The 14,167-nt window shown below is 69.9% G+C and carries 10 protein-coding genes; 2 read left to right on the top strand and 8 right to left on the bottom strand.

The window, feature by feature from the left end:
• Positions 1–15: 15 nt before the first annotated feature.
• From C1N74_RS12985 to C1N74_RS12950, 8 genes are all read right to left on the bottom strand, one after another.
• Positions 16–741: an anaerobic ribonucleoside-triphosphate reductase activating protein gene (locus C1N74_RS12985; RefSeq protein WP_137750684.1), complete on the bottom strand. Its 726-nt coding sequence runs from the start codon at positions 739–741 to the stop codon at positions 16–18.
• A gap of 1 nt (position 742) precedes the next feature.
• The gene (locus tag C1N74_RS12980; protein WP_023955752.1) at positions 743–2,539 is read right to left on the bottom strand and encodes a ribonucleoside triphosphate reductase; all 1,797 of its coding nucleotides are present in this window, start codon (positions 2,537–2,539) and stop codon (positions 743–745) included.
• Positions 2,540–2,754: 215 nt separating this feature from the next.
• Complete coding sequence (locus C1N74_RS12975) at positions 2,755–5,784, bottom strand: glycoside hydrolase family 38 C-terminal domain-containing protein (RefSeq protein ID WP_137750683.1); 3,030 nt, start codon at positions 5,782–5,784, stop codon at positions 2,755–2,757.
• 26 nt (positions 5,785–5,810) lie between these two features.
• Positions 5,811–6,662 (bottom strand): carbohydrate ABC transporter permease, encoded by an 852-nt coding sequence (locus C1N74_RS12970; RefSeq protein ID WP_137750682.1) that lies wholly within the window; start codon positions 6,660–6,662, stop codon positions 5,811–5,813.
• 1 nt (position 6,663) lies between these two features.
• Positions 6,664–7,608 carry a carbohydrate ABC transporter permease gene (locus C1N74_RS12965; protein WP_023955747.1) on the bottom strand — a complete coding sequence of 315 codons (945 nt, stop codon included), beginning with the start codon at positions 7,606–7,608 and terminating at the stop codon, positions 6,664–6,666.
• A 7-nt stretch (positions 7,609–7,615) separates the two neighbouring features.
• Positions 7,616–8,974, bottom strand: a complete 1,359-nt coding sequence (locus C1N74_RS12960; protein WP_023955746.1) for an extracellular solute-binding protein — start codon at positions 8,972–8,974, stop codon at positions 7,616–7,618.
• Between the two features lie 105 nt (positions 8,975–9,079).
• Complete coding sequence (locus C1N74_RS12955; protein ID WP_064955546.1) at positions 9,080–10,309, bottom strand: ROK family transcriptional regulator; 1,230 nt, start codon at positions 10,307–10,309, stop codon at positions 9,080–9,082.
• 88 nt (positions 10,310–10,397) lie between these two features.
• Positions 10,398–11,294: a Bax inhibitor-1/YccA family protein gene (locus C1N74_RS12950; protein WP_023955744.1), complete on the bottom strand. Its 897-nt coding sequence runs from the start codon at positions 11,292–11,294 to the stop codon at positions 10,398–10,400.
• Positions 11,295–11,451: 157 nt separating this feature from the next.
• Between C1N74_RS12950 and C1N74_RS12945 the strand changes: the two genes are divergently transcribed.
• Complete coding sequence (locus tag C1N74_RS12945) at positions 11,452–12,447, top strand: glycerophosphodiester phosphodiesterase family protein (protein WP_137750681.1); 996 nt, start codon at positions 11,452–11,454, stop codon at positions 12,445–12,447.
• A gap of 90 nt (positions 12,448–12,537) precedes the next feature.
• Positions 12,538–14,160, top strand: coding sequence for a HAMP domain-containing sensor histidine kinase (locus C1N74_RS12940; RefSeq protein WP_137750680.1), 1,623 nt, complete (start codon positions 12,538–12,540; stop codon positions 14,158–14,160).
• Positions 14,161–14,167: the final 7 nt, after the last annotated feature.

The following is a 14,167-nucleotide window of genomic DNA, read 5'->3' as shown; positions in this document are numbered from 1 at the left end:
TGACGCCGCCACGCCTCATCTCACCTCGACCCGTTCGAACCTCTCCCGCGGTAGGCGGTCGAGCCGCAGCGGCGGCGATTCCGGTTCGGGGCAGCGACTGCCCGTCGCGCGGAACCGCTGGATCGCCCACCGCCGCACACCGCGGTCGGCCAGCAGCTCGCCGAGATCACCGAGTCGGGTGTCGTCGATGAGGTCGGGGTGCACCGTCGTGCGGACCTCGACGTCGAGCGGATGCCGCGAGGCGGCGCGCTCGCGCTGGGCGGCGAGCACGAGGTCGAGCGAGCGCAGCGCAGCGCGTCCGCTCGGACCCCGGCCCGTCACCCGGGCGTAGTCGTCGGCTCCCGCTTTCACATCGAGGCCGATCCACGACAGCGCCGGCAGCACGGCATCGAGCATGCGCGGGTAGGCGCCGCCCGTGTGCAGCCCGACGTCGAACCCGAGCTCGCGGGTCCGTGCGACCGCGTCGGGGAGGGCCCGTTGCATCGTCGGCTCACCGCCCGAGAAGACCACCCCGTCGAGCAGACCGCGGCGCTCGCCGAGGAAGGCGGCGACCGCCTCCCACGGCATGCTGCCGCGCCCGCGCGGATCGATCAGATTGGGATTGTGGCAGTAGCGGCAGTCCCACGGGCATCCCTGGAGGAACACGGTCGCCACCAGGCGGCCGGGCCAATCGACCGTCGAGAACCGCGAGAGCCCTGCGATGCGCAGCTCGGCTGCGCTGCGGCCCGCAACGACGGGCACGTCACCCGACCAGCGCGGCGCGGTCGTACGAGAACGAAACCCGCTCGGCCGCCTCGCCGCGCTTGCCGATGTTGAACGACGAGACCGGGCGGAAGTAGCCCATCACCCGCGTCCACACCTCGCATTCGGCGAGGCACTGCGGACATGACGCGTGGTCGCCGGACAGGTACCCGTGCTGCGGGCAGATCGAGAACGTCGGCGTGATCGTGATGTACGGGATGCGGAACCGCTCGAGCGAACGGCGCACGAGAGCCTTGCACGCCTCGGCCGTCGGGGCGGCCTCGCCCATGTACAGGTGCAGCACGGTGCCGCCGGTGTACTTCTGCTGCAGACCCTCCTGCAGCTCCATCGCGAGGAACGGATCGTCGGTGAAGGCCACCGGCAGCTGCGACGAATTCGTGTAGTACGGGTTGTCCGCCGTGCCGGCGTGACGGATGCCCGCGAAACGCGCGATGTCGGCGCGGGCGAAGCGGTAGGTCGCCGACTCGGCCGGTGTTGCCTCGAGATTGTAGAGGTGCCCCGTCTGCTCCTGGAACTCCACCATGCGCGCGCGCACGTGGTCGAGCAGCTCTGCGGCGAACCGCATCCCCTCCTCGGTGGTGATGTCGTGCCCGTCGTCGGTGAAGTTGCGCACCGCCTCGTTGAGACCGTTGACCCCGATCGTGGAGAAGTGGTTCGCGAGGGTGCCGAGGTACCGCCTGCTGTAGGGGTAGAGGCCGGCGTCGAGGTGGCGCCCGATGACGGCGCGCTTGGCCTCGAGGCTGTCACGGGCGATCTCGAGCAGTCGGTCGAGCTGCGCGTACAGGCCAGCCCGGTCGCCGGCGTGCACGAACCCGAGCCGGGCGCAGTTGACGGTGACGACGCCGATGGAACCGGTCTGCTCGGCCGAGCCGAACAGACCGTTGCCGCGCTTGAGGAGTTCTGTGAGGTCGAGCTGCAGGCGGCAGCACATCGACCGGATCATTCCGGGGTCGAGGTCGGAGTTCACGAAGTTCTGGAAGTAGGGCAGGCCGTACTTCGCCGTCATCCCGAACAGCGCGTCGACCTCCGGCGCATCCCAGTCGAAGTCCTTCGTGATGTTGTACGTCGGGATGGGAAAGGTGAACGCCCGGCCGTCGGCGTCGCCCTCCGTCATGACCGACAGGAAGGCGCGGTTGATCATCGCCATCTCGGGCGCCAGATCGCCGTACGTGAAGTCGGCGAGGCGACCGGCCACGAGCGGGCGCTCGTCGGCGAGGTCGTCGGGGCAGGTCCAGTCGAAGGTGAGGTTGGTGAACGGGGTCTGGGTACCCCACCGCGACGGCACGTTGAGGTTGAACACGAGCTCCTGGATGCCCTGGCGCACGGCTGGTTCGTCGAGCCCGTCGAGCCGCACGAAGGGCGCGAGGTAGGTGTCGAACGAGCTGAACGCCTGGGCACCCGCCCACTCGTTCTGGAGAGTGCCCAGGAAGTTGACGATCTGACCGAGGGCGCTCGAGAAGTGCTTCGGCGGAGCCGACGAGATCGCGCCGGGCACGCCGTTGAATCCCTGCTCGAGGAGCTGTCGCAGCGACCACCCGGCGCAGTAGCCGGCGAAGACATCGAGATCGTGGATGTGGATGTCGCCGTCGCGGTGCGCGGCGCCCGCCTCCGGAGCGTAGACCTCGTCGAGCCAGTAGTTGGCGATGAGCTTGCCGGAGGCGTTGAGGATGAGCCCGCCCAGGCTGTAGCCCTGATTCGCGTTCGCGTTGACGCGCCAGTCGTGCTTCTGCAGATACTCGTCGACGGTCGTCCGGACGACGATGGAGCGCGTGGTCATGTGAGTCCCTTCACGAGATTCCCCAGATATGGGGGTCGGACCTCGATTCAGCCACTACATGATGTGCCGCGGGCGCGTGGCGCGCCGGAACAAATACGCGTCAGGGCCCGCGCGTCAACGGCGGAGGATGTCGCGAACATCGGACTCATCGTGCGCGTCGGTCCGACGTTTGCGACATCCTCCGAAGCTGGCGACTCGCCGCGGGGCGCGCGTCGTCAGCGGGCGAAGCGGAGCGTCACGATCTCGAACGGGCGCAGGGAGAGGGGGACGGCGTCGTCGACGAGGGCGGATGCCGTGGCCTCGCGCTCGAGCAGATCGGTCTGAACCACCGCGAGCGCAGCGAAACCGGGCCGTACGACCGTGTCGACACGACGGCCGAGTGCCTCGTACAGCCGTACGACCACGTCGCCCGAACCGTCCTCGGCGAGCTTGACCGCCTCGACGACGACCCCCGGATCCGCCGCCGTCACGATCGGCTCGATCACAGATGCGGTTCCCGTCACCACCCGCTCGGGCAGATTCAGCCGATAGCCCTCGACGACGGCATCCTCGACGTCCGCACCCACGACCATACCGACCCGCAGCGCATACCTGCCCTGATCCTGCGTGGGATCGGGGAACAGCGCCGAGCGGATGAGCGACAGGCGGACGATCGAGATCGTGCCGCCGCCGGCCGAGCGCTCGGCCCGTGTGATGTCGTGTCCGTACGTGGAGTCGTTCACGACCGCGACACCGAAGCCCGGCTCACCCACGCGCACCCACCGCTGCGCGACGGTCTCGAAGCGGGCGGCATCCCACGACGTGTTCGTGTGGGTCTTCCGCTCGATGTGACCGAACTGCACCTCCGACGTCGCGCTGTCGGTGTGCACATCGACGGGGAACGCGAGCTTGAGCAGCTTCTGCGACTCGTGCCAGTCGAGCTCGAACCCGATCGCCACGGTGCGCGACCCGGCCTCGAGCCCGATGCGCTCGGCCACCCGCGATGAGCCGAACGACCGGGTGACGACGAGCTCGTCGCGGTCGACCTCGAGAGCGTCGAGGTCGACGAGGTCGGTCACGGTGTTCCGGTAGTGCACGTCGACGTCCCAGGCATCCCACTGGGTCGGGGTGTCTCGGTGCAGCTGCAGCAGGGCGGATGCCGCGCCCGGCGGCACGCTGTCGCGGCCGCTCGCCACATCCACCGCCGAGACGATCAGGCCGCGATCGTCGACCACCACGCGCACGATGCCGTTGTCGAGCACCCAGCCCTCGGGCGAGCGCTCGGGGCGCACGCGAGATGCCGGGGCCGCAGGTGCGGCACCCAGGGCCGCGACCGCGCCGCGGGCATGCGGCGCCGCGTTGACCCGGAGCTCGTGGGTGGCTTCTCCCGGCTCGGGCGCGCCCGTCAGAGCCGTTAACGCGTCGCCGATGATCTCCTCGAGCTCGCGAGCGACAGCGGCGTAGTTGCGCTCGGCGTCCTGGTACACCCACGCGATCGACGAGCCCGGCAGGATGTCGTGGAACTGCTGCAGCAGAACCGTCTCCCATACGCGGGCGAGCCTGTCGGCGGGATACGGCGCGCCGGTGCGCACGGTCGCGGTCGTCGCCCACAGCTCGGCCTCGCGCAGCAGATGCTCGCTGCGGCGGTTGCCCTGCTTCGTGGCGAGCTGGCTCGTGTAGGTGCCGCGGTGGAACTCCAGGTACAGCTCGCCCACCCAGACCTCCGGCTCGGGGTACTCGGCCTCGGCGGTCTCGAAGAACCGCCGGGGCGTCGAGTGAACGACGCGGGGTGAGCCCTCGAGCGAGGTGGTGCGGGAGATCGCCGCCGTCATCTCGCGGGTGGGTCCGCCGCCGCCGTCGCCGAAGCCGTACGGGAGCAGCGAGACGGTGCCGCGTCCCTTGTCGGCGTAGTTGCGTTCGGCGTGTGCCAGCTCGGCCGCCGAGACGACCGAGTTGTACGAGTCGACCGGCGGGAAGTGGGTGAACAGCCGCGTGCCGTCGATGCCCTCCCACCGGAACGTGTGGTGCGGCATCCGGTTCGTCTCGTTCCACGAGGTCTTCTGCGTGAGGAACCAGCGCGCGCCCGCCGCTTTCGCGATCTGCGGGAGGGCGCCGCTGTAGCCGAACGAGTCGGGAAGCCACACCTCGGGGGTGTCGATACCGAACTCGCGCTGGAAGAACCCCTTGCCGGCGATGAACTGCCGGGCCAGAGCCTCGGCGCCGGGCAGGTTCGTGTCGGATTCGACCCACATGCTGCCCACCGGCACGAACCGGCCCTCCGCGACGCGCGCGCGGATGCGCTCGAACAGGTCGGGGTAGAACTCCTTCACCCACGCGTACTGCTGCGCCGACGACGCGGCGAAGGCGAAGTCGGGGTCCTCGTCCATGAGCGAGAGGACGTTCGAGAACGTGCGCGCGACCTTTCGCACCGTCTCACGCACCGGCCACAGCCACGCCGAGTCGATGTGGGCGTGCCCCACGGCGTGCAGCGTATGCGCGCTCGCCGAGGCCGGAGCCGCGAGAACGGGAGCGAGCACGGCACGGCCCGCAGCCGCGGTGCTCGCGACGTCGTGCGGATCGACGACGTCGATCATCCGCTCCAAGGCGAGAAGGATGTCGGCACGGCGGGCCGACGCCGGGTCGAGCTGCGCCGCGAGTCCCCGAAGCGCCGAGGTGTCGGCCAGCAGAGCCGTGACCTCGAGGTCGCGCAGTCGCACGTCGACCGTTCGCAGCACGTAGACGGGGTCCTCTCCGGCCGTCGCCCGGTCGCCGACCGGCGTGGGCGCGAAGGTGAAGATGCTCCCGACGTCGGGGTTGGAGGCGCCCTCCACGAAGACGTCGATCGCTCCGCCCGGCGAGACCGCCTCGGCCGCCGCGTTGTTGAACGGCGCGATACCGCGCAGCGGCCGGCCGTCGACCGACCACACCATCGCCTCGCACTGGAAGCCCGCCTGTCCGGTCGTGAAGCCGAGGTCGACGACGAGCTCGGCCCGCGTCCCCGGGATCGGCCGGCCGTCGTCGAACCAGTCGGCCGGCGCGTCGCCCGTGACGCGGAACCAGGTCGTCCCCCACGGGCGTCCCCAAGGCTGGCCGACGTCGATCGGGCGGTACTCGCCCGCGCGTGCCTCCTCGAATGCCACCGGTTCGCCCGGCGCGTCCCAGGCGGTGACCGAGAGCGGATGCGAGGCGCGGTGGATCGCCGGAGCGAGACGCTCGCGCATGAAGCGGTCGATGCGCAGCAGCGCGAGGGCGGAGCGGTCGTGCATGAGGGGCCTTTCGAGGGAGGAGCAGGTCAGCCCTTGACGGAGCCGGCGAGCGCGAACGCCCCGCCGGAGAAGCGCTGGACGAGGACGTACAGCACCACCATCGGTGCGGCGTAGAGCACCGAGTAGGCGGCGAGCTGGCCGTAGGCGATCGAGCCGTACTGCCCGAAGAAGTTGAAGATCGACACCGCGGCCGGGAACTTCGACGAGGTGAACAGCAGGACGAAGGGGACGAAGAAGTTTCCCCACGCGGTCGTGAAGACGAAGATGAACACGACGCCGATGCCCGAGCGCATGAGCGGGATGACGATGCGAGCGAGGGCCTGCATCGATCCGGCGCCGTCGACCCAGGCGGCCTCCTCGAGCGAGATCGGCACGGAGTCCATGAAGTTCTTCAGCATCCAGATCGCCATCGGCAGGGATGTCGCGGCCATGAAGACGATGACGCCCCAGACCGAGTCGAGGAGGCCGAACGAGACGAACAGCGCGTAGACCGGCACCATCATGGCGGTGATCGGCAGTCCGGTACCGAAGAGGATCGCGTACATGAAGGTCTTCTGGAACCGCATCGCGTAGCGCGAGAGCGGGTAGGCCGCCAGCACGCCGACGACGACGGTGATGACGGCGGTTCCGAGCGAGACGAGGATGGAGTTCAGCAGGGGCTGGAACGTGAGCTCCCACGTCATCACCTGCGTGTAGTTCTCGAGCGTCCAGGTGTCGGGCACCTTCATCGTGACCTTCGCGTCGCCGTCGAACGAGGCGAACACGATCCACAGCAGCGGAACGAGGAAGAGCACGCCGATCGCGGCGAGGATGACCGACGACAGCACGGTCTGGGCCCGCTTCCGCGGCGCCGAGACGGAGGCGGCGATGGTGGCCATGTCAGTCGACCTCCGGTTTGAGGATGCGAATGTAGACGGCGGAGAAGACCGCGCCGATCAGGAGCGTCACGACCGCGATGGCGGTGCCGTAGCCCACCTGGGCGAACTTGAACGCCTCTTGGAACGCGAGTACCGGCAACGTCGACGACTGCGTTCCCGGGCCGCCCCCGGTCATGACCCAGATGAGCGTGAAGACGCCGAGGGTCTGCAGCGTCGTCAGCAGCAGGTTGGTCGAGATCGAGCGGCGGATGACGGGGAGGGTGACGCGGATGAACCGCTGCCAAGCTCCCGCGCCGTCGATCGTCGCCGCTTCGATCAGCTCCGGCGGCACCTCGGACAGCGCGGCGTTGTAGACCATCATCGAGAAGGCGGTGCCCCGCCAGATGTTCGCGAGGATGACCGCGAGCATCGGGAAGTAGTACAGCCAGCTCGTGCCCTCGAGGCCGAACCAGCCGAGGAACGTGTTGAGCGTGCCGTCGGTCTGGAAGAAGGCGTACAGGGCGAAGGCTGCGACGATCTCGGGCAGCACCCAGGCGAGCACCACGAGACCGCCGACGATCGAGCGCAGGGGCTTCACCGAGCTGCGGATGAGGACTGCGAGCAGCATCCCGAGGACGTTCTGGCCGATCACGGCGGACGCGAGCACGAACACGACCGTGAGCCCGAGAGAGAGCCAGAACTCTCCCGAGGCGAAGAGGGCCGTGTAGTTGTCGAGCCCGATGAACTGCGGGTTCGCGGCGCGCGGGCCGGTCATCGCGCGGTCGGTCAGCGAGCCGTACAGCGCATAGACGATCGGCCCGAGCATGAACGCCAGCAGCAGGAGCACCGCGGGCAGGAGGGGGAGCAGTCGTGCGGCGGCACGGCCGGCCGACCGGCCGGACCGGGAGGTGATGTCCCGGCCCGGACGGTGCCGCCCGCCGGTGGTGACGGTGGCGGTCGCGGTCATCGCTGGATCAGCCCGCCTGCGTGTTCTCCTCGCCGACGATGCCGACGAGAGCGGAGTCGTACGCGGCCTGCGCATCCTGCGGGGTCGCCTGACCGGTGAAGATCGACTCGGTCGCGCGTGGGATGTTCGCCGAGATCTGCGAGTAGTCGGGCGTCGCCGGCCGGAAGTGGGTGTACGGCACCAGCGACGAGAAGAACTCGAACGACGGGTTGTAGTCGAGGTACTCCTGACTGGCGGCGACATCCTTGCGCACCGCGATCTGCCCGGCCTCCTGGTGGTACATCAGCGCGTTCTCGAACGTCAGCGCCTGCGCGATGAAGTCGAACGCGGCCTGCGGGTTCTTCGCGTTGGACCCCATCGCGAGCGTCCAGCCCCCGGACATCGAGGTGAAGCCGTCACCGCCGCCGTCCTGCGTCGGCATCGCGGCGAAGCCCATCGTCTGCTCCCACTCCGGCCAGGCGTTCTCGCCGTCGATCCAGTTGCTCGGCAGCCACGAGCCGTCGAGGGCGATCGCGATGCCGCCCTGGGGGAGGAGCTCGGTGCTGACCTTGGTTCCCCAGCCGGCGTCGAGCGCCTGAGCGGGGTCGGGGCCGAGCTTCTCGTCGGCGACGGTCTGGTAGAACTCGAGTGCGTCGAGGAACCCGGCCGACCCCGTGACCCACTTGTTCGTGTCGGTGTCGAGCAGTTCGTCCTCCGTGCCGTAGAGCAGCATCTCGAAGCCCTGCATCGAGGTGGCCTCGCCCAGCGCCTGCGAGGCGTAGATGTTGAACGGGATGACGTCGGGGTTGCTCTCCTTGATGGTGCGAGCGGCCTCGAGCACGTCGTCCCAGCTCTCCGGCGCCCAGTCCTCGGGCAGGCCCGCAGCGGCGAAGAGCTGCTTGTTGAAGTAGAGCCCGCGGGTGTCGGTGCCGAGTGAGACGCCGTAGGTCTTGCCGTCGTCACCGAGGCCGGCCTGCTTGGCGCCGTCGTCGTACTGCTCCCACTGGTCCCAGTCGGCGAGGTAGTCGTCGATGGGCTGCAAGTACCCGGCGGCGGCATCCGACCGGATCTGGAAGGTGTCCTCGTAGATGACATCGGGGGCGGTCCCCGCCGACCCGTTCATCAGGGCGAGCTTGGTGAAGTACTGGTCCTGCTCGGCCTCGATCGGCACGAGCTCGACGGTCATCCCCTCGTTCGCGGCCTCGTACTCCTCTTTCGCCTTCTTCATCAGCTCGTCCATCGCCGTGAACGAGGTGGTCTTCTGGTAGGCGACCCGGATCGTGTCGGACGACGCCTCGCCGCCCCCGCCACCGCTGCCACAGCCCGTGAGAGCGAGTGAGAACGCGGCGATTCCGACGACTGCCGCGGTCGTGGTGGATCTCTTCATGGTCGAAGCTCCTTTGCTTTGACGAGGGCGCTGGTGCGCGCGCACGTCTTTTCTAAACCAAATGGAATAAAAGGACAAGGCTTCGCCGGACCTTTCTCGCCGAGATCAGTGCGCCGTGCCGGCGATCATGAGGTCGGTCGGGCGCGGCGTCATCGCGGCATCGAGCACCAGGCACGCGGCGCCGACAGCGGCGGCGTCGGTGGCCAGGCCGCTCTCGAGCACCCGGATGCCGCGGACCGTCGCCGTCTCGGTGCTGGAGGCGACCGCCTCGACGAGGGCGGGACCCGCGGTCGCCGAGAGCAGCGTCCACAGCGGGCCGCCGACGACCACGACATCCGCGTCGAGCAGGTTGTTGATCTGCACGACGGCCCGCGCGAGGCTCGCCCCCGCGCGTCGTACAGCGGCCACGGCGCGGTCGTCCCCGCCCTGCGCGCGTGTGGCGAGATCGCGCACGTGCTCACGGAGGGCGGAGGCGGCCACCGGCTCTCCGCCGTCGATGACGCCGGCGTCGATGAGCAGCCGCTCGGGTGCGATGGCGGCGCCGAGGCACCCGTGCTGACCGCATCCGCACGCCGGGCCGCCGGGTTCGACGACGAGGTGTGCGACGTCGCCGGCGTTGCCCGTGCGGCCCCGGATCGGCGTCCCGTCCACGGCGAGACCCGCCCCGACGCCGGCCCCGTAGTACACGAAGATCGAGTCCTGCAGCTCCTGGGCGGCATCCCGCCAGAGCTCGCCCACCATCGCCGCGACGACATCCTTCTCGACCGTCGTCGGCAGCCCCGTCGCCGCGTGCAGCAGCGACCCCAGGGCGAGGTCGTGCCAGACCGGGGGCAGGAGCGGGGGCTCGAACAGGATGCCCGCCTCCGCGTCGAGCGGGCCGGGCGCTGCGACGCCGATCCCGAGCACGGATGCGCGTGATCTGCCGCCCTCGGCGAGCAGGGACTCCACGGTGTCCACGAGGTCGCCGAGGATCTGCTCTCGTGTCGCATCGGGCCGCGGGGTGCGCTCGGTCTGTGCGACGACCTGGCCCAGCAGGTCGACGACCACAACCGTCTCGACGGCCGGATCGAGATGGATGCCGACGGCGCAACGCGCCGCGGGGTCGAGCTGGAGGGGCGTGCGGGGCTTGCCGGGACCCGAGACGACGGGAGTGCCCTCGCGCACCCAGCCTTCCGCGACGAGACGGCGGGCGACGTTGCTGAGCGTCTGCGCGGAGAGTCCGGTGCGGGCAGCCAGCTCGATGCGGCTGATGCCGTCGGGGGAGCGCCGGATCAGGTCGAGCACGAGCGTCTGGTTGTACGTGCCGACGGCCGGCAGGTTCGAGCCGCGTCTCATGGTTCCTCCCGTCGAACCATACTGCGCAGGCGCATGACGAAGGCCCGCCCGGCGAACCGGACGGGCCTTCGAGGATCGCGGGGGAGCGTCAGTTGTTGCCGCGCAGGATCGCGATGATGCGGAGGATCTCGACGTACAGCCAGACGACGGTCACCATGATGCCGAACGCGCCGACCCAGCCGTACTGACGGGGCGCGCCGTTGCGGACGCCCCGCTGGATGTTGTCGAAGTCGAGCACGAGCGAGTACGCGGCCATGATGACCACGAGCACGCCGATGATGAGGCCGAGCGGGATACCGGCGACTGTCTGGCTGTGCAGGCCGAACATCATGCCGCTCGGGAACACGCCGAAGAGCATCAGGCCGACGTTCAGCAGCGAGAAGACGAGGTAGCCGAGCATCGCGATCATGAAGATCTTCGTGGCCTTGGCCGACGCGCGGACCTTGCCGCTGGCGAAGAGGGCGAGGGTCACGCCGACGACGGCGAGCGTCGCGAGGGTCGCCTGCATGACGATGCCCTGCCAGATGAACTCGAAGTAGGCGGAGATCCCGCCGACGAAGAGGCCCTCGAACGCGGCGTAGCCGAAGATCAGGCCGGGGCGGACCTTCTTGCGCGAGGTGAAGGTGACGACCATCGCGAGGACGAACCCGCCGAGCGCACCGATGATCCAGGGCATCATCGTGGGGGCGGGGTTGTCGCGCGTCACCGGCGAGAGCGTCCAGACCCAGCCGACGACGGCCGCGGCCAGCAGGACGGCGAAGAGCCCGAGCGTCTTCACGACGGTGTCTTCGACCGTCATGCGGGAGGTCTCACGGGCACCGGCGGCCGGTGCCGCGTACATGCCTTCGAGCTGCGCCTGGGAGGCGACGTCCACACCGGCGTGCTGCGCCGAAGCGGTCTGCATGCCGGGGGCGGCGGGCGGCGTCAGACCCGGCCGCTGCTCCTTGAACGCGGGATTGTCGAATGCGGGGTTATTGAGGGCCACTGCTCTCACACTCCAAGTCGAGGGTCGACACAGCTGGATGCCGTGTTCACCCAGCCTACGGGAACCGGTTCCCGCGGTGTACGTTCCCTGCTGTGAGCAGGCCATGAAGCCGATCGCCCTCAGCGAAACCGGGCGAGCCCGGCCCTAGCCTGGGACCGTGACCCGCCCGCTCGTGATCGGCCACCGAGGAGCGCCCGGGTATCGTCCCGAGCACACGCGCTCGTCCTATCTCCTCGCGCTCGAGAGCGGGGTCGATGCCGTCGAGCCCGATGTCGTCTTCAGTCGGGACGGCGTCGCGATCATCCGCCATGAGAACGAGATCGGCTCGACGACCGACGTCGCCGACCACGCGGAGTTCGCGCCGCGGCGCACGACGAAGACGGTCGACGGCATCGAGGTCACGGGCTGGTTCGCCGAAGACTTCACGTGGGACGAGCTGTCGCGGCTGCGCTGCCGCGAGCGACTCCCGCGGCTTCGGCCCGATAGCGCCCGGAACGACGGGGCGGAGCCGGTGATGCGGCTGCGGGATCTGTTCGACCTGGTCGCGAGGTTCGCCGAGGCGTCGGGGCGCAGACCCGGCATCGTCGTGGAGATCAAGCACGCCACGTTCTTCGCGGGCGCGGGCTTCGACGTCGCCGCGCTCATCGGCGCCGAGCTCGCGGCGGCCCGGCTCGACGCGGCCGACCTCCCGCTGTGGATCGAGTCGTTCGAGCTGACCATCCTCGACCGCCTCGCCGACGCCGGGGTGGAGGGCACTCGGATCTTCCTCCTCGAATCCGACGGCGCACCGTACGACCTGGTCGCCACCGAGGGCGGCCGGGCCCGCGGCTACCGCGAGTGGGCCTCGCCGGCGGGACTCGACGCTCTCCGCGGACGCGTCGCCGGTGTGAGCCTCGACAAGCGGATGATCCTCGAACCCCCGCGCGGCGCGGACGGGGATGATCTCGTGAGCGCCGCGCATGAGCGCGAGCTGATCGTGTTCACGTGGACGGCCCGGCCCGAGAACGCGTTCCTCGTCCGCCGCCACCGACGAGCCGGCGGGCGGGCCGCGTGGGGGGACTACCGCGGCGAGTGGGGTGAACTGGCCGCATCCGGTGTCGACGGCGTGTTCGTCGACCACCCTGATCTCGGGGTCGAGGTCTTCGGGTACTGACACGTCGGACTGTCACGGACTTGACAGCGGAGCCGCCTGATCGGGAGGGTGATCGTCGTCGGGCGAGCGGATGCCCGCGGATGAGGCCCGATGCTCAGCAGACCCCGGATCCAGCCGTACGCCCAGTATCTGATGGGGGCGTCGACCGCGATGATCTCCACGACCGTCGCGGTGGTCGACCCCGCGCGCATCACCGGGATGTATGTCGCGGGCGTCGGCGTCATCCTGGCAGCCTGCATCGCCATGGCGCTGGTCTGGCACGACAAGCCGACCCGCGGAACCGTCTGGGTGTGCATCGTGCCGCTCGCGTCGATCCTCGCCTGCGCGCCGCTGCGCAGCAGCGCGATCGATCTGCTGCCGGTGACCGGGATGCTCGTGATCTTCCCCATAGCCTGGCTCGCATTCGCGTTCCCGCCCCTCGTCACGGCGCTCGGAGTGGTCATCGCGGGGCTGCTTCCTCTTGCCGCGTCGCCCGCCGTCCCCTCGGGGCTGGGCGAATGGGTGTCGCTGGTGACGGTGCCGGCGCTGCTGGGCATGTTCGCGATCGGCACCCGCTTCGTCGCGGTCGATCTCGGACGCCAGCGGACGAACGCCAGGCGCGCCAGCCACCGGATGGCCGAGGCGATCGACTCGTCGAGCCGGACCGACGCGGCGCTGCAACAACTGCTCGACACGAGCCCGGACGCGATCGTCGTCTTCGGCGACGATGACGCGGTGCTGCTCGCGAACGCCCCCGCACGCGCGCTTTCGCGACGCGCCGGGATCGCGATCTCGCTCGAACAGGACGGACGGACGTTCGTCTACGAGGAAGACCGGATCACCCCGGTCGGGCTCGGCCCCTGGCTCCGCGACGTCATCCTTTCGGGTGAACTCGCCGAACCGCGTCGCGTGTGGGTCGGTCAGCCGGGCGATCAGGTGGCACTGCGCTTCGTGGCGCGGCCGATCGCCCTCGGCGGCGAGCCCATCGGAGTGCTCGTCGTGGCTCAGGACGTGACCGAGCTGGTCGAGGCGGTCGACGTGCGGGACCGCTTCCTCGACACGGTCGGTCACGAGCTGCGCACCCCGCTCACGGTGATCCTCGGCAACGCCGAGCTCGCCGTCGCCGGGGCGATGCCCGAGCATCGCGACCGCTGGGAGACCGTCCATCGCGCGGCCGAGCGCCTGGAGCACACGGTCGAACTGATGCTCGCGACCGGTCGCGCGGACGTGGCGCCCCGACCGTCGTCGTGCGACGTCCGTGCCGTCGTCGAGCGTGCCGTCGACGATGCGGGCGACGGCGACCCCGGAGCGAGGGTCCTGGTGTCGGGCGCTCCGACCCTCGCGAGGATCGGCGCCCGCGATCTGCACTCGATCATCACCGAGCTGCTGCGCAACGCCCGGCAGGCGTCAGCTCCCGGCAGCGAGGTCTCGGTGACGATCACGACCGCCCCGGAAGAGGTCGCGATCGCCGTGGCGGATTCGGGCTCGGGCATGAGTCCCGCCGAGCGCCGACAGGCCTTCGAGCGGTTCTATCGCACCGCCCGGTCGCGCCGGAGCGCCGAGCAGGGCCTCGGCCTCGGGCTCTCGCTCGCGAGGGGGCTGGCCCGCGCCCACGGCGGCGACATCCGCCTGCTGCCCCGAGCGGAGCGGGGCACCACCGCGGTCGTCCGGCTCCCGCGGGCCGACGCGCCCCTCTCGGATCCGCCGCTCGATCCCGCCATCGCCGTCCCCTAGGGTGTCG

The sequence above is a fragment of the Microbacterium sp. SGAir0570 genome, assembly GCF_005491085.2.
GTDB lineage: Bacteria > Actinomycetota > Actinomycetes > Actinomycetales > Microbacteriaceae > Microbacterium > Microbacterium arborescens.
This window is presented reverse-complemented; position numbering and strand designations above follow the sequence as displayed.